19 protein-coding genes are annotated in these 21,777 nt (G+C 68.1%); 3 read left to right on the top strand and 16 right to left on the bottom strand.

The genetic code is table 11. The features are described from left to right. The first annotated feature begins 17 nt into the window (after positions 1-17). A complete protein-coding gene (locus ABIC66_RS11620; protein ID WP_354070437.1) occupies positions 18-1,160 on the top strand; it encodes a serine hydrolase domain-containing protein in 1,143 nt (380 codons plus the stop codon). On the opposite strand, the gene ABIC66_RS11615 is transcribed toward ABIC66_RS11620, so the two are convergent. The 6 genes from ABIC66_RS11615 to radA form a co-directional block, all read right to left on the bottom strand. After that, the gene (locus tag ABIC66_RS11615; protein ID WP_354070436.1) at positions 1,157-2,668 is read right to left on the bottom strand and encodes a methyl-accepting chemotaxis protein; all 1,512 of its coding nucleotides are present in this window, start codon (positions 2,666-2,668) and stop codon (positions 1,157-1,159) included. The two genes, ABIC66_RS11620 and ABIC66_RS11615, sit on opposite strands and share 4 nt — an antisense overlap. Before the next feature lie 193 nt (positions 2,669-2,861). After that, positions 2,862-3,617: an SDR family NAD(P)-dependent oxidoreductase gene (locus ABIC66_RS11610; protein WP_354070435.1), complete on the bottom strand. Its 756-nt coding sequence runs from the start codon at positions 3,615-3,617 to the stop codon at positions 2,862-2,864. Between the two features lie 49 nt (positions 3,618-3,666). Beyond that, a complete protein-coding gene (locus ABIC66_RS11605) occupies positions 3,667-4,644 on the bottom strand; it encodes a bile acid:sodium symporter family protein (protein WP_502910342.1) in 978 nt (325 codons plus the stop codon). Between the two features lie 125 nt (positions 4,645-4,769). After that, positions 4,770-6,272: an amidophosphoribosyltransferase gene (purF, locus tag ABIC66_RS11600; protein ID WP_354070433.1), complete on the bottom strand. Its 1,503-nt coding sequence runs from the start codon at positions 6,270-6,272 to the stop codon at positions 4,770-4,772. Further along, on the bottom strand, positions 6,269-6,886 hold the full coding sequence (locus ABIC66_RS11595; RefSeq protein ID WP_354070432.1) for a CvpA family protein: 618 nt from the start codon (positions 6,884-6,886) through the stop codon (positions 6,269-6,271). The genes purF and ABIC66_RS11595 overlap by 4 nt, the downstream gene beginning before the upstream one ends. After that, entirely contained in the window at positions 6,883-8,265 is a 1,383-nt protein-coding gene (gene radA, locus ABIC66_RS11590) for a DNA repair protein RadA (RefSeq protein WP_354070431.1), read from the bottom strand. Before radA ends, ABIC66_RS11595 begins: the two co-directional genes overlap by 4 nt. A 123-nt stretch (positions 8,266-8,388) precedes the next feature. On the opposite strand from radA, the gene ABIC66_RS11585 reads away from it, so the two are divergent. Beyond that, positions 8,389-9,012, top strand: coding sequence for a hypothetical protein (locus ABIC66_RS11585; protein ID WP_354070430.1), 624 nt, complete (start codon positions 8,389-8,391; stop codon positions 9,010-9,012). Here the strand turns inward: ABIC66_RS11585 and ABIC66_RS11580 are convergent. The 8 genes from ABIC66_RS11580 to rpsF all read right to left on the bottom strand — a co-directional run bounded on the left by ABIC66_RS11580 (position 9,002) and on the right by rpsF (position 18,844). Continuing rightward, positions 9,002-11,176, bottom strand: a complete 2,175-nt coding sequence (locus ABIC66_RS11580; RefSeq protein ID WP_354070429.1) for a DUF6311 domain-containing protein — start codon at positions 11,174-11,176, stop codon at positions 9,002-9,004. The two genes, ABIC66_RS11585 and ABIC66_RS11580, sit on opposite strands and share 11 nt — an antisense overlap. Positions 11,177-11,218: 42 nt before the next feature. After that, entirely contained in the window at positions 11,219-12,322 is a 1,104-nt protein-coding gene (gene alr, locus ABIC66_RS11575; protein WP_354070428.1) for an alanine racemase, read from the bottom strand. A gap of 39 nt (positions 12,323-12,361) precedes the next feature. After that, positions 12,362-13,048 (bottom strand): MarC family protein, encoded by a 687-nt coding sequence (locus ABIC66_RS11570; protein ID WP_354070427.1) that lies wholly within the window; start codon positions 13,046-13,048, stop codon positions 12,362-12,364. Positions 13,049-13,215: 167 nt separating this feature from the next. Then, on the bottom strand, positions 13,216-14,730 hold the full coding sequence (locus ABIC66_RS11565) for a replicative DNA helicase (protein WP_354070426.1): 1,515 nt from the start codon (positions 14,728-14,730) through the stop codon (positions 13,216-13,218). A 214-nt stretch (positions 14,731-14,944) separates the two neighbouring features. After that, positions 14,945-17,371: a TonB-dependent receptor plug domain-containing protein gene (locus ABIC66_RS11560; RefSeq protein WP_354070425.1), complete on the bottom strand. Its 2,427-nt coding sequence runs from the start codon at positions 17,369-17,371 to the stop codon at positions 14,945-14,947. A gap of 201 nt (positions 17,372-17,572) precedes the next feature. Next, positions 17,573-18,157 carry a 50S ribosomal protein L9 gene (gene rplI / locus ABIC66_RS11555; RefSeq protein ID WP_354070424.1) on the bottom strand — a complete coding sequence of 195 codons (585 nt, stop codon included), beginning with the start codon at positions 18,155-18,157 and terminating at the stop codon, positions 17,573-17,575. A 13-nt stretch (positions 18,158-18,170) separates the two neighbouring features. Continuing rightward, entirely contained in the window at positions 18,171-18,449 is a 279-nt protein-coding gene (gene rpsR, locus ABIC66_RS11550) for a 30S ribosomal protein S18 (RefSeq protein ID WP_004615089.1), read from the bottom strand. Positions 18,450-18,463: 14 nt separating this feature from the next. Beyond that, complete coding sequence (gene rpsF, locus ABIC66_RS11545) at positions 18,464-18,844, bottom strand: 30S ribosomal protein S6 (protein ID WP_354070423.1); 381 nt, start codon at positions 18,842-18,844, stop codon at positions 18,464-18,466. A gap of 271 nt (positions 18,845-19,115) precedes the next feature. Between rpsF and ABIC66_RS11540 the strand changes: the two genes are divergently transcribed. Continuing rightward, positions 19,116-19,778 carry a hypothetical protein gene (locus ABIC66_RS11540; RefSeq protein WP_354070422.1) on the top strand — a complete coding sequence of 221 codons (663 nt, stop codon included), beginning with the start codon at positions 19,116-19,118 and terminating at the stop codon, positions 19,776-19,778. Here ABIC66_RS11540 and ABIC66_RS11535 read toward each other — a convergent pair. Next, positions 19,753-20,562 (bottom strand): sterol desaturase family protein, encoded by an 810-nt coding sequence (locus ABIC66_RS11535; protein WP_354070421.1) that lies wholly within the window; start codon positions 20,560-20,562, stop codon positions 19,753-19,755. The two genes, ABIC66_RS11540 and ABIC66_RS11535, sit on opposite strands and share 26 nt — an antisense overlap. A gap of 73 nt (positions 20,563-20,635) precedes the next feature. Further along, the gene (locus ABIC66_RS11530; protein WP_354070420.1) at positions 20,636-21,757 is read right to left on the bottom strand and encodes a helix-turn-helix domain-containing protein; all 1,122 of its coding nucleotides are present in this window, start codon (positions 21,755-21,757) and stop codon (positions 20,636-20,638) included. Positions 21,758-21,777 lie beyond the last annotated feature (20 nt).

The raw sequence follows: 21,777 nt of genomic DNA, 5'->3' as shown, positions 1-21,777 counted from the left end.
GAGCGCGGGAGGCGACGATGGGGCGAGATTGGATCGTGGGGCTGGCGCTGCTGGTCCTACCCGCCGTAGCTGCGGCGGACGACTACAAGCCCGTCGTCTGCAAGAGCGCGGTGGCCTATGTCGGCGCGCCGCTGCATCCGCCGGTCGTTCCGCCGCTGATCCAGGGGATCCCCAAGGCCGCGCTCGATCCGGCGACGGTGACGCGGCTCGAAGCCGCTTTCGCCCAGGCCAGGACCGCCACCCGGGCGCCAGCCTTGACGGCCGCCGTCCTGGTCCCCGGCAAGGGGGGCTGGGAGCGGACCGACAGCGGCGACCAGCCGCCGATGCTGTTCTGGGCCAGCGCCGGCAAGACCCTGACCGCCGTGGTCGTCCTGCAGCTGGTCGAAGCCGGCAAGCTGAAGCTGGAAGACCCCGTCGGCAAGTACGTGGCTGGCGTGCCGAATGGCGATGTCGTGACGATCCGCGACCTGCTCGCCCACACCGGCGGCCTGTTCAGCGCCAACGAGGACCTGAAGGCGAGGGCGGAACACCGCGCCCATACGCTGGACGAGGACCTGAAGATCATCGCCCGCCACGGCGCGTTTTCCTGCCCCGGCGAGCGCTGGCGCTATTCCAACACCGGCTATGCCCTGCTGGGCAAGGTCATCGAGGTGGTCGATGGCCGTTCCTGGCAAGAGGCGATCGACGCCAGGATCATCAAGCCGCTGGGCCTCATGAACTTGCGCGTGCTGGCGGATGGCGACAAGGCCGAGGACGTCGCCAAGCTGGTCTCGGCCAAGGAAGCCCCGATCGAGCCCGCCTGGGCCGGTCCGGCGGGACCAGCCGTGGGCTCGGCGGGCGACATGGCGCGGGTCTGGGCGGCGCTGCTAGGCGGCAAGCTGCTGAAGCAGGAGACGGTCACGACGGCCTTTGGTCGGCTCTATCCGATGTTCGACGGCGGCGGCTTCTATGGCCTGGGCGCCATGGCCGTGGAGGTTCCGGAATCGGACGGCTCCAAGACCCTGTGGCTAGGCCATCTGGGCGGGACGCCGGGGGCGAGCGCGGTCGTGGCCTATTCGGTGCGGGATGGCGCCATCGTGGCCGCCGCCCTGACCGGTGACGGCTCGGCGACGGCCACGGCGAACCTGCTGCTACGGCAGGTCAGAGCCCAGGACCACTAGAACTCTTCCCACTCGGCCGGCGCGGCGGCGGTCGCGGCCGAACCCGGCCGGGCAAAGCTCTGGATTCGCGCGCGTTGCTCGGCGACCGGATTGCGGGCCGGCGCGTGGCGCTGGGCCGGGGCCGATTGCGGCCGTTGACGGGCCACCCCGCCGGTCTGGAAGCGCGACACCAGGCGCGCCAGGTCCTGGGCCTCGCCGCGCAGCGAGGCGGACGAGGTGTTGGCCTGTTCGACCATGGCGGCGTTCTGCTGAGTGACCTGGTCCATCTGGTTGACGGCGGCGTTGACGCCGTTGAGCCCGGTGGCCTGTTCCTGCGAGGACTCGGCGATCTCGCGGATCAGGCCGTCGATCTCGCCGACCTTGCCGACGATGCCGGACAGGGCCGTTCCGGTGTCGCCCACCAGCTTGACGCCGCGCTCGACCTGGGCGGTCGAGTTGGCGATCAGGGTTTTGATCTCCTTGGCCGCGTCGGCCGAGCGTTGGGCCAGGGCGCGGACTTCCTGGGCGACGACCGCGAAGCCGCGACCGGCCTCGCCGGCGCGGGCCGCTTCGACGCCGGCGTTCAGGGCCAGCAGGTTGGTCTGGAACGCGATCTCGTCGATCACGCCGATGATGTTGCCGATCTGCGAGGAAGACTTCTCGATCTCGCCCATGGCGGTGATGGCCTGCTGCACGACCTCGCCCGAGCGGTCGGCGTCGGCGCTGGCGGCCGAGGCAACCGCCGAGGCTTGCTTGGCCCCATCGGCGCTGCGACGGACAGTGGCGGTGATCTCGTCCAGCGCGGCGGCGGTCTCTTCTAGGCTGGCGGCCTGCTGCTCGGTGCGCTTGGACAGATCGTCCGAAGCGCTGGCGATCTCGTTGGCCCCGCTCTCCATGCCGTCGGCCGCCTCGGCGATCGCGCCCATGGCGTCCTTCAGGCTGTCGATGGCCGCGTTGAAGTCGGTCTTCAGCTGCCCGTAGCGGCCGTGGAAATGGTCTTCGATGCGCGCGGTCAGGTCGCCGCTCGCCATTCGGCCCAGATTGTCGGCCAGCACGGAGACCACGTGGTCCTGCTCCCGCGCGACTTCTTCCCGCTCGGCCTCGGCGTGCGCCCGCTCGATCTCGGTCGCGGTGATGTCGGCGGCGAACTTGATGACCTTGACCGGCTTGCCGTGCTTGTCGAACACCGGGTTGTAGGAAGCCTGGATCCAGACCTCCCGGCCGCCCTTGCCCACGCGCTGGAACTTGTCGGCGAAGAACTCGCCCGCGTTCAGGCGACGCCAGAACTCGCGATATTCGCCGCTGGCGGCATAGGCGCTGTCCACGAACAGGCTGTGGCTGCGGCCCTGGATTTCGGAGAGGCTGTAGCCCAGCGTCTTCAGGAAATTGTCGTTGGCGGTGATGATCGAGCCGTCGAGATTGAACTCGATGACGGCCTGGGAGCGCTGGATGGCCGCGACGATCCCTTCGAGATCGGCGACACGCGCCGCGTTTTCACCGGCGTCTCGGCCCAGAGAGAACAGCGCCATCAGATTATCCCCCAGGATCGGCATCGTCGCCGCAGGGAAAGCTCTCGGGCGGAAATGGTTAATGGGAGACTAAATGGTCCCCTCGTCGCAAAACAGTGTTCCTTCAACCCTGCGCCAGGGTGGCATTTTCGACCTCGAAACAACCCAGGCGGCTATTTTCGTAACAATTCCAAGCAGAAGGCTTGGCCAATTCCTAGGCGTCGACGCTGGGTGATTCTTGGCCGCGATCCTTGAAGCGCACGACGCCTTTGGGCGGCTCGCGATCCGGACGGAGCAGGTCGACGATGAAGGGAACGATCGTCTCCGGCGCGGCCACGGTCTTGGGATCCTCGCCTGGGAAAGCGCCGGACCGCATCCGCGTGCGCATCGCGCCGGGATCGACGCAGACGGCGCGGACGGCGGTGTTCTCCATCTCGTCGGCATAGACGTCGACCATGGCCTCCAGCGCCGCCTTGGTCGCCGCATAGGCGCCCCAGAAGGCTGGGCGGGTCTTGGCCACGCTGCTGGTGAAGAACAGGGCTCGGCCCGCGTCGGAGGCGCGCAGCAGCGGATCCATGGCTCGGACCAGCCGCCAGTTGGCCGTCAGGTTGGTGGACAGGATCATGTCCCAGCCCTTGGGCTCCAGATGGCTGACCGGGGTGAGGGGGCCCAGCACCGCCGCCGCGCCGACCAGGATGTCCAGCTTGCCCCAGCGCTGGTGGATCGCCGCGCCCAGGTGGTCCAGGCCGTCGGCTTCGCGCAGGTCCAGCGGGACCAGGGTGGCGCGCTCGCCGGTGGCCTGCAGGATGGCGTCGTCCAAGGCTTCGAGGGCGCCCTGGGTGCGGCCCGTGGCGATCACGTGGGCCCCGGCCTTGGCCAGGCCCAGGGCGACCGCTTCGCCGATGCCGCGCGTGGCGCCGGTGACGAGGGCGATGCGGCCGGCCAGCGGCGTTTGGGAGTCGGAAGTCATGGCGCGGGTTCTAGAACATCGACGGGCGAAACTGAACCGCCTGAAACCCTTAAGCTTCCCGCGCCCGCTTGGCGTAGTGCTGGGCGATGATCGAGCAGGCCATCAGCTGGATCTGGTGGAAGATCATCAGCGGCAGGACGATGATCCCCGCGGTCGGACCCGGGAACAGGATGTTGGCCATTGGTACGCCGGTGGCCAAGCTCTTCTTGGAGCCGCAGAACATGATGGTGATCTCGTCTTCCTTGGCGAAGCCGAGCGCGCGCGGGACGTAGGTGGTGACGGCCAGCACGATGGCCAGCAGCGCGCAGCAGGCGGCCAGCAACACGACCATCTCGGCCACCGAGACCCTATGCCAGATGCCGCCCACCACGGCCTCGCTGAACGCGGCGTAGACCACCAGCAGGATCGAGCCTCGATCGACATAGCCGACCAGCGCCTTGTGTTTCTCCACCCACCTGGCGACCAGCGGGCGGGCCAGCTGGCCGACGATGAACGGCAGCAGCAGCTGGATGACGATGTCCCGCACCGAGCTCCAGCCGCCCGCCGCGCCGCCCTGGGTGTGCATCAGAAGGCCTACCAGCACCGGGGTGATGAAGATCCCGAACAGGTTCGAGGCGCTGGCCGCGCAGACGGCGGCGGCGACATTGCCCCGGGCGATCGAGGTGAAGGCGATCGACGACTGCACGGTCGAGGGCAGGCAGCACAGGAACAGCATGCCCGCCGCCAGGGTCGAAGGCAGGATTCCGGCCTTGCTGGCGATCAGGCCCAGGATCGGGAACATCACGAAGGTGAAGGCCAGGATCAGCAGGTGCAGCCGCCAATGGGTGATCCCGGCGACCACGGCCTCGCGCGACAGCTTGGCGCCGTGCAGGAAGAACAGCAGGGCGATGGCCAGCTTGACGACGAGGCTCAGGCCGTGCGCCGCCCCGCCGCGCACGGGCAGGAACGAGGCCAGCACGACCATGCCGAACAGGGCGACGACGTAGGGCTCGATCTTGAGTTTGGCCAGGACGCTGGAAGCCGACATATCACCGCTCATTCCCGCGAAAGCGGGAAGCTATGGGGGACGTTCAGCGTCTGGAAATCAAGGCCGCCGCCGCTTGGGTCCCCGCTTTCGCGGGGATGAGCGGATTTTGTGAATAGTCGAAAAGCTTAGGCGCTGACCAGCAACGAAAGCTGCTTGTCGTTGGTTTCGTTACGACCCTCGGCGATCTCGCGGTCCGTTAGGCGGGTCGGATAGTCGCCGGTGAAGTAGTGGTCGGTGAACTGCGGGGCGGCCGGGTCGCGGGGCCCCGCCTCCAGGGCGTCGTACAGGCCCTCGACCGACAGGAAGCCCAGGCTGTCCACCTCCAGGAACTTGGCCATCTCTTCCAGCGACTTGTTGGCCGCCAGCAGCTGCTCGCGCTCGGGCATGTCGATGCCGTAGAAGTCGGGCCACTTGATCGGCGGGCTGGCCGAGCGGAGGTGGACCTCCTTGGCGCCGGCCTCGCGGACCATGCGGACGATCTTTAGCGAGGTGGTGCCGCGCACGATCGAGTCGTCGATCAGCACCACGCGCTTGCCGGCCAGGATGGCGCGGTTGGGGCTGTGCTTCATGCGCACGCCCAGTTCGCGGACGCCCTGGGTGGGCTGGATGAAGGTGCGGCCCACATAGTGGTTGCGGATGATGCCCATCTCGAACGGGATGCCGCTCTCCTGGGCGAAGCCCAAGGCCGCCGGCACGCCGCTGTCGGGCACCGGCACGATGACATCCGCCTCGACGCCCGTTTCCTTGGCGAGATTGCGGCCCATGCGCTTGCGCACGCCATAGACCGACCGGCCGTTCACGACGCTGTCGGGACGAGCAAAATAGACGTATTCGAACACGCAGGGGCGCGCGGCTTGGGTCTGGAACGGCTTGGTCGAGGTGATGCCGGTTTCCTCGATCACGACCATCTCGCCGTGCTCGATGTCGCGCACGAAACGGGCGCCGATCATGTCCAGCGCGCAGGTTTCCGAGGCCAGGATCGCCTTGCCGTCCAGGTCGCCCAGCACCAGCGGGCGGATGCCCAGCGGATCACGCAGGCCGATCATCTTCTTGTTGGTGATCGCCACCAGGGCGTAACCGCCCTCGATCTGGCCGACCGCGTCGATGAAGCGGTCGACAATCTTGGCCTTCCGCGAGCGGGCGATCAGGTGAAGGATCACCTCGCTGTCCGAGGTCGACTGGAAGATCGCGCCTTCCTGAACCAGGCGCTCGCGCAGGGTCAGGAAGTTGGTCAGGTTGCCGTTGTGGGCGATGGCCACGCCGCCGGTCTCGAGATCAGCGAACATCGGCTGGACGTTGCGGATGCCGCTACCGCCGGCCGTGGAATAGCGAGTGTGGCCGATGGCCATGCTTCCCGGCAGTCGCTGCACCAGGTCGGCGCCGGTGAAGGCGTCGCCGACATGGCCCATGTGGCGTTCGGTGTGGAAGCGGTTGCCGTCGAAGGCGGCGATGCCGCAGGCTTCCTGGCCGCGATGCTGCAGGGCGTGCAGGCCCAGGGCCGCGATGGCGGCGGCGTCGCGCGTGCCGAACACGCCGAACACGCCGCACTCCAGGCGAAGGGTGTCATCTTCCGGATCACGCCAGGGTGCGGACGAGAAGCGGTCGGTCGACTGGCCCAGGAAGGTCATCGCGATTTCTCCACCAGCTCGTCGAGCTTGCGACGCTGGTCATCATCATAGCCTTTATCCGACGATTTCTCGCCGGACGGATTGTCGCCACCCTCGTGGACGGCGTCCTTGATCGCGGGCGCCAGCTTGCCGGCCAGCGCCTTGCCCTTGGGCGCGAAGACCTTCAGCACTTTGCCGCTGACCTCCGACACCGGGTAGAACATCGAGTCCGCGACCCAGTGCGGCATGCGGTCCGGCGGCGTCGCCAGATGCAGCAGCAGGTTGAAGACGCCTAGAATCACGCAGGCGCGGACCAGGCCGAACGTGGCGCCGACCAGGCGGTCCAGCCCACCGGCCGAGGTCTCGTGCAGACTGGCGGTTAGACGGCCGCCGATCAGGCGGAAGATCAGGAAAAAGACGACGAACACCACCAGCACGGCCGCGGCCGTGGCGGCCCAATCGGGATCCATGAGGCCGCGGAAAATAGGTCCGCTGATCCGCAGGCCGAACAGGGCGATGGCGGCGGCGAAAATGAACGACAGGGCCGAGGTCAGCTCGCGCGAGGCGCCGCGCACCCAGCCGGTGACGCCGGACACCAGCAACAACAGGCCGGCGATGATGTCGAACGGCGTCACGTCAGATTGCTCCAGATCTCGTCGCTGATCCGGCGGACGGCGTCGGTCAGGCGCGCCACGCCCGCCACGGGCAGGGCTCCGCCGCCTTCAGGGAGGCCGGCGAGCGGTCCGAGCGCCCGGCCAAATCCCAGTTTCGCGGCTTCCTTCAAACGCGTCTCCATCCGGCTGACGGGCCGTACTTCGCCCGACAGGCTGACCTCGCCGAACACGACGCAGTCCTGGGGCAGGGCGACGTCCAGGGCGGAGGAGGCTAGGGCCGCCGCCGCCGCGAGATCCGCCGCCGGTTCCGTGATGCGAAGGCCGCCGGCGACGTTCAGATAGACGTCCTTGTCGCCAAAACCAAGGCCGCATCGGGCTTCGAGCACGGCCAGCACCATGGCGAGCCGTCCGGAATCCCATCCGACGACCGCGCGGCGCGGCGTTCCATACGCGGAGGGCGCGACCAGGGCCTGGAACTCCACCAGGACGGGCCGCGACCCCTCGATGCCGGCGAACACCGCCGCGCCGGCCGCCCGCTCGCCGCCCTCGTTGAGGAACAGGGCCGAGGGGTTCTTGACCTCGCGCAGGCCGACGTCGCCCATCTCGAAGACGCCGATCTCGTCGGTGGCCCCGAAACGGTTCTTGGCCCCGCGTAGGATGCGGAACGGATAGCCGCGCTCGCCCTCGAAGCTCAGCACGGCGTCCACCAGATGCTCGACCACGCGCGGGCCGGCGATCTGGCCGTCCTTGGTGACGTGACCGACCAGCAGGATCGCCACGCCCTTCTTCTTGGCCAGGCGGACCAGCTCGGAGGCGCAGGCGCGAACCTGGGTGACGGTGCCGGGCCCCGCCTCGTGGGCGTCGCTCCACATCGTCTGGATGGAATCGATGACCACCAGGTCGAAGCTGTCGCGCTTCAGGCCGTCCAGGATGTCGCGCAGCGCGGTCTCGGCGGCCAGGCTGACATTGGCTTTCGAAAGTCCCATGCGCTCGGCGCGGCCCCGGATCTGCTCAACGGCCTCCTCGCCCGAGATGTAGGCGCACGAGATCCCGCGCAGCGCGGCGCTGGCGCAGACTTGCAACAGCAGGGTGGACTTGCCGACACCAGGGTCGCCGCCGATCAAAATGGCCGAGCCGGGCACGACGCCGCCGCCGCAGACCCGGTCGAACTCGTCGACGCCGGTCATCAGGCGGGGAGGCGGGGCGGTCTCGCTTTCCAGGCCGGTGAACTGCAGGCCGCGCACGCGCGTCGCCTTGGTCGCCGACAGGGCGCCCGGCGGCTTGGCCCCGACCTCCTCGACCAGCGTGTTCCAGCTTTGACAGGCGGGGCACTGGCCGGACCACTTGGTCTGGACCGCGCCGCAGGACTGGCAGGCGTAGACAGCGCCGTCGCGGGCCATGGGGTCTCCTGATTCTCGAATGGATGCAGACTACAGGCTGGCGAGCGGCTGCGCCAAAGCCGGACGCAGCCAAGGTTCGTGAACGGCGTTTGTCTGTGGACGCGGCAGGGTGAGGCGCAGGTCATGGCGAGAAACACGGTAGGGCGTTGGAGCGCGGCCATCGCCCTCGCGGTGCTGACGACGGCGTGTGGTCGCCAGGGCGAGCGCCAGGCGTCGGCGCCGGTCGAGGTCGACGGTCGCCAGGTCGACCTGAAACAGCTCCAGAAAGAGTCCGAACGCGCCGAGAAGGCCGCGCGCGAGGGGACTCGACCGCTGGCGCCCGCCAGCCTGGCCAGCCTGCTGCCGGCCAGCGTGGGCGGCCACGCGCGCGCCGGTCTAAAGACCGAGACGGGGCCCGAGCCCGGCATGGTCAGGGCCAGCGCCCGTTACGTAAAGGGGACCGCGGTCTTCGTGCTGGAGGTCACCGACCTGGGGGCGATCGGCGTGGTCGACGCCTCGCCGGACGCCGTCGGCGCGCAGACCACTAGCCGCACGGCCACAGGCTACGAGACGATCACCACCGCCGGCGGCCGCATGGTCACCGAGCAGTGGGACAACTCCTCGAAGAGCGGCCGCTACGCCGTGGTCGCCGCCGACCGCTTCTCGATCTCGGCCGAGGGCGAGGCCGCCGGCGTCGAGGTGCTGAAGGCGGCGGTCGAGACGGTCAACGCCGCGCGCCTCCGCGCCCTGGCGCCGCCTACTGGCTGATCACCAGCTTCTGGACGCCGAGGCCCAGGGCGCGCGGGTCGTCAGCGGTGCGCGGCTTGGGTTTGCCGACCGTAAACTGCACGGTCAGGGGTTCGCCCGGCTTGATCAGCTCGGCGGGAACGCTGGCGCGATAGGGGCGCCAGTTACCTTTCTCGACGTTCCACGTCGCCAGCTCGCGGCCTTCCACCGAGACGTGGACGGTCTGCATCACGTCCGGCGGCAGGGTGAAGCTGAGCGCGTGCAGTTCGAGGATCAACGGAGCGCCGGCCGCCGCGTTGGGGACCTTGACCGTCATTGTCGCGACCGGGTCGCTGGACCAGATGCCGGTCGGGTCCGCCGAGGCCCATCCGGAGACCAGTTCGGGCGGGTTGACGCCCTTGTCGAAATCGACCTGGGCCACGATGCGGCTGCCATTGGGCACGTAGGGGGCGATCTTGGTCAGGCCCGGGATGGTCTCGACGCCGCGTCCGCAGATCAGGCCGCGCAAGAAGCGACGACAGTCGGCGCGCTGGGTGAAGCGGGCATAGTCCGCCCCGGCGCTGCCTTCCATCACCACCGTGATGCGAGGATCATTCGGGCCAGCCACGGCGAAAGCGTCCTCGGGCGTCGTACAGGACGAGCCCTGGCCGCGCGCGGTCGAGGCGCCGTTGGACGAGCCGCCGTTGCGCACCGCGACCAGGGTCAACTGGGCGATCTCCATCTGGTCGATCTTGTCGGCGGCGCAGAAGAAGATCGGCGCGAACACCCAGGGGCGGTTCTTCAGCACCGGGGCCTTCTCGAGGTCGACCGGGTGGAATGAGGGCGCGGATTCACTGAACGTATGGCGCACGCCGGCCCGCATCTCGTGGCTGTCGGCCCATTGCAGCGCCAGGGCTGCGACCGCGATGGCCAGCAGGGTGTTTGGGCGGGCGTAGCGACCGATCTGGACGATGGACACGGCGATCAGCAGATAGGCCACGCTCCAGAAGAAACGGCCGTGGGCGCGGAACAGGCTCAGCCATTCGAACACACCGGCCAGCTTGGGCCCGGTGAACAGCAGGCGCTGGGCCAGGTAGGGGTTGGGACCGATGGCCCACAGGGTCAGGACGACCATGGCCAGGGTCAGCGGCAGCCAGCGGCGGCTCCATTCCCGGACCGGGGTCGGCAGCCAGCCGTGGCGCACCGACAGTAGGGCGCCGGCGACGATGGTCAGCAGAACGCCCGCGCCCAGATAGTTGTAGCCCTCGAACCACTGGCCGCCATTGGGGTCCAGGGTCTGGGCGAACCAGCCGCCCTGGAACGTCTGACCGAACAGCGAAGACCCCTGCGGGATCAGCGGGGCCAGGATGTTCATCGAGTAGAAGCCGATCGGGCTCTTGCCGCCGCTTTCGCCCTGGCCGATGCCGTAGCCCAGCAAGACGGCGGCCACGGCCATACCGCCCAGCACCATCGCCGAGGCGATGGCCGAGTTCACCCACGCCTTCGGACGGCGCTGGGCGATTTCCGAGGCCATGGCCGCGGCGAAGCACAGGCCGATCGGCGGCAGGTGATAGGCGTGGACCCCCATGGCCAGGACGGCCAGGCCCGCGAAGGCCAGGCTTTTGCGTAGGGTCAGGCCCGTGCGCGCGCTCTCGACCGAGACGGCAAGCGCCAGAATGATCAGGAAATGGCCGGTCAGAGCCACATGACCGTGGCGCATCAGCCAGGCCGGCAGCAGCAGGGCCAGCAAGGCGCCGAGGACCTGCAGCACGATTTGGCGCACGCCGCAGGCGCGCAACAGGGCCAGCATGGCCAGGGGCTGCAGCGCATAGGTGATCATGAAGAACAGGCCCAGGCCGTTCAGGGCCTTCCACAAGCCCGTCGCCTTCAGACCGATCGTCAGCCAGGGGATGCTGTCGGTATAGACGGTCGAGAGATCGGCGGGCGACAGAAGCCGGTTGGTGGCCACCAGCGGAAAGCGCCAGGGATGGCGGAACACCGCCTCCTGGCCGGCCAGCATGGCGGCCATGTCGTTATGCGGCGCGCGCCAGAACGGGGCGTGGGCGCCGACGATCGGAAAGCCGATGATGTGGTTGAACAAAGCGAGACCGATCAGGACCACGGCCAGCGCGACCCATCGCAGGCCCTTGTCTTGCCGCGCGATCGAATCGGCGGCGCGTTTGGTCCGTTGCAGAAACTCGGTCATCTATACGCCCCGGCCGTCGCTTGGGCGGGTTCTATCCAAGGTTCAAGCCTGTCCGCCCCGTAACCCCACATAGCGGCGCGTCGCCCGGAGCGTCAATCGCGTGAGCAGTTCATAGGCGTTGGTTCCGGCCGCGCGAGCGGCGTTGTCGAGAAGCATATTAGGTCCGAACAACTCGACCATCGCCCCCGGGCGCGCGGCGTCGCAGTCGGTGACGTCGACGGCCATCAGGTCCATCGAGACGCGACCCAGCAGCGGGCGCGGCGCGCCGTCGAACCAGACTTGTCCGTTGGGCCAGCTGGCGCGCGGCACGCCGTCGGCATAGCCAGCCGCCAGGATCGCGACCCGCATCGTGTCTGTCGCGACGAAGCGGGCGCCGTAGCCGATGCTCTCGCCGCGCGGCGTTACGCGAACTTGCAGGATCGGCGCCTCGACCGTGGCCACCGCGCGGATCTCCGGATGCGGATAGCCTTCCGGCCCGCCGCCATAGAGCCCGATCCCGGGACGGGCCTGATCGAACCGATAGGCTTCGCCCAGGAACAGGCCGGCCGAATTGGCCAGGCTGCGGCGGGCGTGGGGGAGGAGGGCGGCGACCTCCTCGAACAGCGCCAACTGGCGAGTGTTCAGCGGGTGGGCAGGCTCGTCCGCGCAGGCCAGGTGGCTGATCACGAGGTCCAGGTCCAGGCGCTTGAGACGGTCGGTCGCCCCGACCAGCACCTTGACCTCCTCGGGACGCAGGCCCAGGCGGTTCATGCCGGTGTCGACGTGCAGCGCGGCCTTCAGCCGGCCCGAACGCGCCTGGGCGTTCCAGGCTTCGATCTGTGGCAGGCTGTTGAGCACCGGAACCAGGTCGGCGCCTTGCAGGGTGTCGCCCGAGCCCGGCGTGGCGCCGTCCAGGACGTAGATCGTCGCCTCACGATCGCCTAGCGCTCGGCGCAGGGCGACCCCCTCGGCGAGGCGGGCGACATAGAAGGACCGCGCGCCTTCCGCCCATAACCGGTCGGCGACCTCGGCCGCGCCCAGGCCATAGCCGTCGGCCTTGAGCGCCGGCGCCAGCTCGGCGCCGCCGGCCCGCGCGCGCAAGGCCGCGTGGTTGGCGGCCAGGGCGTCGAGGTCGATGGTGATGCGGGCGTCGTGGAGGTCGGTCACGGCCTGGGCCTAGCGGAGGCGGCCTTGCGGTTCAACGCCTTAACCGTGATGGGTCGCCAGAAAACGCCCGACCAGGTTCTCCGCTCCCGAGGCGATGATCTGGACGCCGATGCACAGCAGCAGGAAGGCGACCAGCCGCGAGAGCACCCGCGCGCCGGACGGGCCCAGCAGCCGCATGACCTGGCCCGAGGCGCTGTAGAGCAGCCAGACCATGACCGCCACCAGGGCCGCGGCCAGGCTCGCGCCGATGAAGAACGGCGCCACGGCGCTGCCTTCGGACGGGCGCTGCGAGGAGAGCGCGATGGCCACCGAGATCGAGCCGGGGCCGGTGGTGAACGGCATGGTCAGCGGGAAGAAGGCCACGTCCTCGTGGGTCTGGGCCGGCTCGGTCTGGCTGGTCTTTCGATCTTCGTTCTCCTGCGGGTCCATCAGGAGGCCCCAGGCGCGGATCGCCACGACTAGACCGCCCGCGACCCGCAGGGCCCCCAGGCTGACGCCGAAGAAGTTCAGGATATAGCCGCCCAGCAGCAGCGACCCCAACAGCACCAGGAAGGCGTAGAAGCCGATCGCCCGGGCCAGCTTCAGCCGCTCGGCCCGCGCGCGACCGCCCATGGCCTGGTGGAAGATCAGCGAAGCCCCGACCGGATTGACGATCGAGAACAGCGCCGGGAACGCCAGCAGGAAGGCGCCGACCAGGCTGGAGGTGGGCAGGGGGCTGAAGTCCATGCGACTCGTCGGCTCGGGCGGCGGGAGGCCGACCCTGGCTTAAACGCCCAAACTTGTCATCCCGGCCGCAGCGAAGCGAAGAGCCGGGACCACGGCAAGCGCCAGCGCTTCCGGCGGTCCCGGCTCGGCGCGCTGACGCGCTTGGCCGGGATGACAGTTTTGAAGACCTATTCGTCCGACGGAATATTCCGCGCCTGGGCGAAGTAGTGGTCGCGCGCCAGATTGCCGAAGCGGGTGGTGTCGCTGTTGAACGACAGGCGCACGGTGCCGATGGGACCGTGACGCTGCTTGGCGATGATCACCTCGGCCAAGCCCTGCAGGCGATCCATCTCTTCCTGCCAAGTCAGGTGTTCGGGCGTGCCCTCGCGCGGCTCGGCGCGCCCGACGTAGTAGGCTTCGCGATAGACGAACCAGACCATGTCGGCGTCCTGTTCGATCGAACCGGATTCGCGAAGGTCGGAGAGCTGGGGACGCTTGTCCTCGCGCTGTTCGACCTGACGCGACAGCTGCGAAAGCGCGATGACCGGACAGCCCAACTCCTTGGCCAGGGCCTTGAGGCCCATGGTGATCTGGCTGACTTCCTGCACGCGGTTGGCGTTCGACCCGAGGTCGGAGCCGGTGACCAGCTGCAAATAGTCGACGACCACCAGATCGAGGCCGACCTGACGCTTCAGGCGACGGGCGCGGGCCGTGAGCTTTGCGATCGAGATGCCGCCGGTGGCGTCGATATAGAGCGGCGCTTCCTGCAGCTCCATGGCCGCGTCGCGGACCCGGCCGAACTCGCTGGCGTCGATCTCGCCCTTGCGGAGGCGGTCGCCCGACACGCCCGAGGCGTCGGCCAGCATACGCAGGGCCAGCTGCTCGGCGCTCATTTCCAGCGAATAGAAGGCCACCACGCCGCCCTGGACGGTCTTCTTGGTGCCGTCCGGCTGAATCTCGTAGGCGTACTTCTTGGCGATGTTGAAGGCGATGTTGGTCGCCAGGGCGGTCTTGCCCATCGACGGGCGGCCGGCCAGCACGATCAAGTCGGACGGGTGCAGGCCGCCGATCTTCTGGTCGAGGTCGACCAGGTCGGTCGAGACGCCCGACATGCCGCCGTCGCGGCTGTAGGCTTCGGCGGTCATCTCGACCGCGCCGCGCAGTGCGTCGCCGAACGACACGAAGCCCGAAGAGGCCGCGCCGCTTTCGGCCAGGCTGTAGAGGCTCTGTTCGGCCGCCTCGATCTGGTCGCGGGCGGAGCGCTTCTCCTCGACCGCGCCCTGCGCGGCCGTAGCGATGTCGCCGCCGATGCGGATCAGTTCGCGGCGCAGCGAGAGGTCGAAGATCACCCGGGCGTAGTCGCCGGCATTGGCCGCCGGCGGGGCGCGGTCGACGAGGTCGGCCAGGTAGCGCAGGCCGCCCAGTTCCTCGAACGCGGGGTCCTTCTTGAACTCGTCGGCCAGCAGGATCGGTTCGGCCAGCTGGCCCTTGCGGACGTGAGTCTCGATCGACTGGAACAGCCGCTGGTGGAACGGCTCGTAGAAGCAGCGCGCCTGCAGACTGTCGGTCAGGCGTTCGTAGGCCGCGTTGTCGTAAAGCAGGACTCCGAGCAGCGCCTGCTCGGCTTCCATGTTGTGCGGCGCCACATTGATCGTGAGCTCTTCGTGGGGAGGGCGCAAATCGAGCGCGGGGACGAGGGACATCACTGGAAGTTAACGCGACAGGGCTTTCGACGCGCGGGCGACGTGGCCCGGCGACTCAGATGAACGGGGATATTCTGTGTATGTTCTGAGCCCTCGAAAGTGCAAGCGCACCGTCCTGCGCGGACGTCCGTTTCTGACGTGAGGGGCAAAGGAAAGGGCGCGGAGATCGCTCTCCGCGCCCAAACGTTTGCGGGCTTTTCAGGGCCCTAGAGGCTTACCAGTTGACGCTGACGCGGGCGTACAGGAAGCGCCCGTTGAAGCCGAACGGCGAGTAGCTGGGGAAGCCGATCGACCCGCTGGGCGAGTTGATCAGGGCCGGGGTCTTGTTGGGATACTGGTCGAACAGGTTGTTGACGCCTAGGGCCAAGCCCGCCGGGCCGAGCTTGCGGCGGCCTTCCAGGTCGACGATCCAGGTATGGCCGGTGTTGTAGTCCAGGATCGGGTTGTTGTTGGGCACCAGGACGCTGTCGTAGAAGGTGCCCTTCAGGGTCGCGCCCCAGTCGCCCAGAGACCAGTCGGTGTTCAGCACGAATTTCTGGTTGGGCGTGCCTTCCTCGTAGGTCTTGACGTTGCCGCGGTCGAACAGGAACGGCGGCTGGCTGACCGAGGTGATGGTCGGCAGGCCGGGCGTCTTCTTCACCTCGGTGCCGTTGAAGTTGGCGGCCACGGTGAAGTCGAAGCGGCCGGTGTCGACCGTGTCGAGGCGATAGCGGCCGACGATGTCGACGCCGCGGGTCTGGGTCTCGACGCCGTTCAGGAAGAAGCGGGCCGCGCTGACGCCGTAGGGGGCGAGCAAGGCGTTGATCACCGCCGCCGTCGCCGCCGGGGTCGACGGGTTGGGCAGGTTCTCGGACAGCACGATGCGGTCGTCGATGTCGATCTGGTAGGCGTCGACCGTCAGTTCGAACGGACCGGTCCGGAAGACGATGCCGGCCGAGTAGTTCATCGACTCCTCGGGCTTCAGCGGCTTGGCGCCCAGGGCCACGGCGATGGGGCTGTTGACGGTGAAGGTGCCGGACTCGACGAGGATCGAACCGGTCGGGGTGGCGACGTTGTTGGTGGCGGTGTAGCTGAAGTACTGCTGCTGCAGGGCGGGCGACTTCACGCCGCTGGAGATGGCGGCGCGGATGGCCAGGGCGTCGTCGATGTCGTAGCGCGCCGACAGCTTGCCCGTGACCTTCGAGCCGAAGTCCGAATAGTCCTCGTAGCGACCGGCGACATCGAACGACAGCTTCTCGGTCAGCTTGCCTTCAAGGTCGAGATAGGCCGAAATGTTGTGGCGGTCGACGTCGACCTCGTTGGTCGGACGGAAGCCGCCGAAGCCTTGCGACACGGGCGCGCCGGGCAGCGGACCCTTGGTGTAGGAGGCCGGTTCGCCTTGACGGACCTGGAAGGTCTCCTGGCGATATTCGAGGCCGAAGGCGACGTTGGTCGGCGCGACCAGGCCGAAGTCGAACGGCTTGGACATGTTCAGATTGACCAGCAGCTGGTCATAGTCGAGCCCGCCGGCCTTGAAGGTCTTTTGCGAGGCCGCGCCGTAGGTCGAGTTGATCGTGTTCTTGATCGTGTAGTCGAGCTTGTTCTTGCCGTAGGTCACGCCCAGGTCGGTTTTGAAGCCGCCCAGCTCGCCCTTGATACCGCCGGCGATGTTGTAGTCGTCGATCTTGGTGGCGATGATCGGCAGGAAGCCGCCGGGATAGACCGCCGGGACGTTGTTGCTGTTGTTGTAGGTCCGGGCCGTCGCGGCGGCCTCGGAGTCGCGGCGCTGGTAGCCGCCGTAGCCATACAGCGACCAGTTCTCGCCCACGGGCAGGCCGGCGTTCAGATAGAGCGCCTTGCTCTCCAGTTTCGGATCGCCGTAGCGGCCCAGCACGACTTCCTTGCCGTAGTTGGGCGCGGCCACCAGGTCCACATAGTCCGAGCGGTTCGTCGGGTGACGGTTCAGATATTCGGCGGCCACGGTCAGGAAGCCGTCGGCGCCGATCGGCAGGCCCTGCCAGCCCGAGACCGACATGGTCATGCCGTCGTGGGCCTTGCGCGAGCCGCGGGCGGTCTCGACCTTGGTGTCGTAGTTCCCCCAGTTGACCGTCACGCCGCCGCCGCTGCGCGCTTCGCGCAGGCGCAGGTTGATGACGCCGGCGATGGCGTCGGCGCCGTACTGGGCCGAGGCGCCGTCGCGCAGGACTTCCACGCGCTCGACCGCCACGGTCGGGATCGAGTTCAGGTCGAAGGCGGTCGATCCGCGGCCGATGGAGCCGTTGATGTTGACCAGGGCGCCGACGTGGCCGCGCATGCCGTTGATCAGCACCAGGGTCTGGTCGGGCGCCAGGCCGCGCAGGGTGGCCGGGCGGACGTGGTCGGTGCCGTCGGTGATGGCTGGGCGCGGGAAGTCGATGGCCGGGGTCAGGTTCGACAGCGCCTGGGCCAGCTCGGCTCCGCTGCCTTGCCGGGCCAGGGCCTGATTGCTGATGACGTCGACGGGAGCGATGGTGTCCAGCCGGGTTCGACCGGGGGTGCGCGTGCCGGTGACGATGACCTGCTCGACCGCGGTCTGGTCATCGGCGGGCGCGGTCTGGGCGTGGGCGGTTCCGGCGCAGGCGGCGGCGGACACGGCGGTCAACAGAAGATGACGCAGGCTCATGCGGTATTCCCCTCTAAAGACGGAGGGGCCGCTCCTGCAGACCGGCTTCCCCCCAAGGCGAGGCGTTTTCGCCTCTTGGGGGACAACATGGGGGCGTTGGCCGGCGCCTACAAGTTGATCATTTCTGAAATGAAACAAAGAAAAACGGCGCGGATCGCTCCGCGCCGTTCTCTGGTCGAAAACTCTGTTCCCGGAAGGGAATTAAGCTTCGTAGTGGTCGCCTTCGAACGAGCCGGCGCCGCCTTCCGCCATGTCTTGGGCGGCTTCGGCTTCGGCCGCGCGATCTTCCTCGAACTGCGAGTTGATCACGTTTTCGCCGCGCGCTTGGCGCTCGGCTTCGTCGGCGCTGCGCGCGATGTTGAGCGTGACCGTGATGGTCACTTCAGCGTGCAGCTTCACCTTCACTTCGTGGACGCCCAGCGTCTTGATCGGCTTGTCCAGCACGATCATCGAGCGGTCGACCTTGCCGCCTTCGGCCTTGATGGCGTCGGCGACGTCGCGGCCCGCGACCGAACCGTACAGCTGGCCGCTTTCGCCAGCCTGACGGATCAGGACGTACTGGGTGCCGTCGAGGGCTTCGCCGTTCTTGCCGGCGGCCTCACGGTTCTTCACGTTGCGGGCTTCGATCTCGGCGCGTTGCGCCTCGAACGTGGCCAGGTTGGCCTTGGTCGCGCGCAGAGCCTTGCCGCGGGGCAGCAGGAAGTTGCGGGCGAAGCCGTCCTTCACGGTGACTTCGTCGCCGAGGACGCCAGTGCCTTCAACGCGTTCGAGCAGAATGACTTTCATCGTGGCGTCTCCCTTACTTCACGACGTAGGGGAGCAGAGCCAGGAAGCGGGCGCGCTTGATGGCCTTGGCCAGTTCGCGTTGCTTCTTGGCCGACACCGCGGTGATGCGCGACGGGACGATCTTGCCACGCTCGGAAACGTAACGCTGCAGCAGCTTCACGTCCTTGTAGTCGATCTTCGGCGCGTTGGCGCCCGAGAACGGGCACACCTTGCGGCGACGGAAGAACGGGCGGCGAGCGCCGCCAGCGGCGGCGGCCGGAGCGCCGGCTTCGGGAGCGGTCGTATCGGTCATGATCTATTTCTCCCTTACGCTTGAGCCTGAGCGCCGAACTCTTCGCGCGGACGTTCCGGGCGATCGCCGCGGTCGCGACGCGCCAGAACCGGCGACAGTTCCAGATCCAGCTCTTCGACGCGGATGGTCATGAAGCGCAGCACATCTTCGTTGATGAGCAGCTGGCGTTCCATTTCCTTCACGGCCGGCGCCGGGGCGTCGATCGCGAGCAGGGAATAGTGACCCTTGCGGTTCTTCTTGATCCGGTAGGTGAGGTTGCGAAGGCCCCAGTACTCGATCTTGGCGATGTGGCCGCCATTTTCTTCCAGGAGGGTCTTCAGCTGCTCGTTCAGAGCTTCGGCCTGTTGCGGCGAGATATCCTGCCGCGCGATGACCACGTGTTCGTAGAGGGCCATATTTTCCTTCTTCCGTTGTGGAAGGCGGCGCGGACGACGACGGAAGTTCGTCGACCACGATGGATCCGGCACACCGAGCGGGGAAAACCCCGGTCCCGGATGGGTGCGTGCCAGACCGCCTTCCGTGAGAACGCGCGCTACTACAGGAGACAAGGGCGAAAGGCAAGGAAGCTTTGGGTTTTGCCGTCGAAACGAGCATCGCGATGCTCTTGTCCTACAAATGCGCCGTGGGGGTCTTGTCCCCATGGCCCAGTATGCTAGCAGGCGAGGCATGCGGATCGGGACACGCCTTGTGATCGTGATCGCGGCGGGCTTGGCCGTCGCCGCGCCCGCCTGCGCGGAGATCATCCAGAAGCCCGCCATGTCGGTCTCGGCCAAGGACGGCCGCTTCGCCGGCTATTCGGCGGCTCTGCCGCTGGACCTCTCGACCGACACCGAGAAGGTCGCCCTGACAGTCAAGACGGCGGGCACGCTCGAGAACCCGACCTACGACTTCGACCTCAACCTGACGCAGAAACCCGACGACGGCCGCATCGGCCAGCGCGCCCTGGCCGTCGGCGCCTCGTGGAACGACCGCGAGGCCAGGCTGCGCTCGTCGATGTCGAAGATGTTCGGCTTCGGCCTGCTGCCGCGCGCCAACTATGTCCGCGTCTCGATGGACATGGACGCCAGCCAGGCCATCGCCGTGCCCGGCAAGATCCCGGTGGCGCGCGCCAACATCCGCTCGTCGCTGACCCTGGAAGGCCGGCCGATCGGCTCGATCGCCCTGGGCGGCGGCTCGACCGGGGAGGAGGGGATCGACCTCTCCCTGACCCGGCCGTTCGACATCCCGGCCGAGTTCACCGTCAGCCTGCGGGGCGTCAACGACGACCGCCAGCAGTGGCGGCTGCAGGACGCCCGCGCCATGGTCAAACTGGTGAAGGCGAGCTGGTAGGCTCCAGCTGGCGACGCTCGCGGGGCGTGACCTCGGCGAAACGCTTCAGATACTCCGGGTGCTCGGTGCCCATCAGCTTGTCCCACCAGGTGAAATAGAGGCCATAGTTCCAGCCCGCCTGGGCGTGGTGCAGGTCGTGGTGGGTGACGGTCGTGATCCAGGGCAGCAGCGGCCGGCCGTCCTTGCGGGCGGGAAACAGCTCGTAGCCCGCGTGACCGATCGTGTTGCGGACGATCTGGTGCAGCATGAACAGGCCCGCCACCGGCCACTGGGTCGGGACCAGGATCATCCACAGCGGCACGAACACGCCGTTGATGAAGGCCTCGCCCAGGTCGAAGCTGTAGGCGGTGAACGGCGAGGGGTTGTTCGACCGGTGATGCCGCCGGTGGAAGGTCCGAAACAGCCGCCGGTCGTGGATCAGCCGGTGCGTCCAGTAGAACCAGGCGTCGTGGGCCACGATCATCAGGACGAGGCTGGTCCAGAACCAGAGTGGGCCCCAGCTCCTGGCGATATAGGGCCCCGGCAGCCAGCCGGCGCGGAACAGGGCGAAGGTCAAGAGGCCCACGGTCGAGAAGATCATGATCGAGCGGATCGAGACGAAGAATTCGATCAGCAGCTGCCGCGCGGCTGGACGACTGTCGCGGATCTTGCGACCCGCTAGCGGCGCGGCCAGCACGACCCACAGGGTCAGCCAGACACCGACCGAGAAGACCACGTAGCGGGTCACGTCGACCTGCATGGCGCCCAGCCAGTTGCGGGCGAAGGGGACGAGGGCGTCGAACATCGTGGGATCCTGGGCGATGGAAGGTGTCGCCAGGAAAGCGACGGCGCCTCCGACCGTCTCGCCGATCGCGGAATCAGGCCGACTTGCCGGTTTTCGGCGCGCCTTCGCCGGTTTCGACCAGCCGCAGATACGGATGCGCCGGCGTGGCCTGCTGCCGCCAGGCGGTCGGGGTGACGCCGGTGGCGGCGCGGAAGGCGCGGTTGAACGGGCCTAGCGAGGCGAAGCCCAGCTCGTAGGCGATGGTCGAGACGGACTTCAGCGCCTGTTCCGGGTCCGAGAGCGCGATCTTGGCGGCCTCGATCCGCCGGCCGTTGACGTAGTCGGCGAAGTTGCGATGCCCCAGCGTGCCGTTGATCAGTTTGCGCAGTCGATGCTCGGGGGCGCCGACCAGGGCGGCCAGGGTCCCGATCGACAGGTCCTCGCCGCGCCAGACCTCGTTCTCGTTCATGGCCTTGTCCAGCCGCGCCAGGACCAGGCGGTCGGCGGGGGTGAGGTCGAGGACGGCGCCGGGCGGCGGCGCGGGGGCTTCGCCGGCGACGGTCGGCGCCAGGTCCAGCATGGGTTCGACCCGCAGCAGGGCCAGGGCGCCGCCCAGACCCAGCGCCGCCAGCATCGCGGCCTGGACCGCCGAGGGCAGGATCGGCTCGCCTCGGAAGCCGAAGTTGCACAGAGATTCAACCAGCATGTACCCGGCGGCCGCGGCGGCTAGTGGCGCGCGCAGCTTGCGGCGCTGGTCGATCAGGTCGCTACGCCAGCCTCGCCAGGCGATGACCAGGATGTGGCACACGATGGCGGCCGAGAAGAGCCCGAAGACCTGCCAGATCATGATGCGGATCGGATGGCCCAGCGTCGCCACGCCCAACGCCCAGAACGCCAGGCACACGGCCGGCACGGAGAAGCGCCAGGCCGGGATCCTTGGCTCGTCCTCGAACAGGACCCAGGCGAACAGCCACAAGGCGCCGGGCGCGACCACCGACAGCGCCCAGAGCAAAAGGACCGGATGGGTTCCGGCGCTGGCGCTGTCGATTGCGTGGCCGATGGCGCAGGCGAACAGCGCGACGCCGGCCCAGCGGGTCGGGGTCAGGCGGCGGCTGGCGGCCAGGGCCATGCCGGTGGCGGCGAAGGCGCCGATGGCGATCCCGCGCGCCCCAATTTCAAGAACGGCTGGGATCTCAAGAGAGGCTGGATCGGTCATGGGCCGATCATCTCCCGGCG

The sequence above is a fragment of the Caulobacter sp. 1776 genome (genome assembly GCF_040545685.1).
Classification (GTDB): domain Bacteria; phylum Pseudomonadota; class Alphaproteobacteria; order Caulobacterales; family Caulobacteraceae; genus Caulobacter.
Note: the sequence above shows the minus strand (reverse complement) of the source record. Positions and strands in the feature narration are given on the sequence as shown.

Coding starts and splice junctions, on each gene's coding strand:
- ABIC66_RS11540 (WP_354070422.1), top strand. CDS start 19,116: ATGCGGATCGGGACACGCCTTGTGATCGTGATCGCGGCGGGCTTGGCC.
- rplI (WP_354070424.1), bottom strand. CDS start 18,157: ATGAAAGTCATTCTGCTCGAACGCGTTGAAGGCACTGGCGTCCTCGGC.
- ABIC66_RS11560 (WP_354070425.1), bottom strand. CDS start 17,371: ATGAGCCTGCGTCATCTTCTGTTGACCGCCGTGTCCGCCGCCGCCTGC.
- ABIC66_RS11610 (WP_354070435.1), bottom strand. CDS start 3,617: ATGACTTCCGACTCCCAAACGCCGCTGGCCGGCCGCATCGCCCTCGTC.
- rpsF (WP_354070423.1), bottom strand. CDS start 18,844: ATGGCCCTCTACGAACACGTGGTCATCGCGCGGCAGGATATCTCGCCG.
- purF (WP_354070433.1), bottom strand. CDS start 6,272: ATGACCTTCCTGGGCCAGTCGACCGACCGCTTCTCGTCCGCACCCTGG.
- ABIC66_RS11535 (WP_354070421.1), bottom strand. CDS start 20,562: ATGTTCGACGCCCTCGTCCCCTTCGCCCGCAACTGGCTGGGCGCCATG.
- rpsR (WP_004615089.1), bottom strand. CDS start 18,449: ATGACCGATACGACCGCTCCCGAAGCCGGCGCTCCGGCCGCCGCCGCT.
- ABIC66_RS11605 (WP_502910342.1), bottom strand. CDS start 4,644: ATGTCGGCTTCCAGCGTCCTGGCCAAACTCAAGATCGAGCCCTACGTC.
- ABIC66_RS11565 (WP_354070426.1), bottom strand. CDS start 14,730: ATGTCCCTCGTCCCCGCGCTCGATTTGCGCCCTCCCCACGAAGAGCTC.
- ABIC66_RS11615 (WP_354070436.1), bottom strand. CDS start 2,668: ATGGCGCTGTTCTCTCTGGGCCGAGACGCCGGTGAAAACGCGGCGCGT.
- ABIC66_RS11570 (WP_354070427.1), bottom strand. CDS start 13,048: ATGGACTTCAGCCCCCTGCCCACCTCCAGCCTGGTCGGCGCCTTCCTG.
- ABIC66_RS11585 (WP_354070430.1), top strand. CDS start 8,389: ATGGCGAGAAACACGGTAGGGCGTTGGAGCGCGGCCATCGCCCTCGCG.
- radA (WP_354070431.1), bottom strand. CDS start 8,265: ATGGCCCGCGACGGCGCTGTCTACGCCTGCCAGTCCTGCGGCGCGGTC.
- ABIC66_RS11620 (WP_354070437.1), top strand. CDS start 18: ATGGGGCGAGATTGGATCGTGGGGCTGGCGCTGCTGGTCCTACCCGCC.
- ABIC66_RS11530 (WP_354070420.1), bottom strand. CDS start 21,757: ATGACCGATCCAGCCTCTCTTGAGATCCCAGCCGTTCTTGAAATTGGG.
- ABIC66_RS11580 (WP_354070429.1), bottom strand. CDS start 11,176: ATGACCGAGTTTCTGCAACGGACCAAACGCGCCGCCGATTCGATCGCG.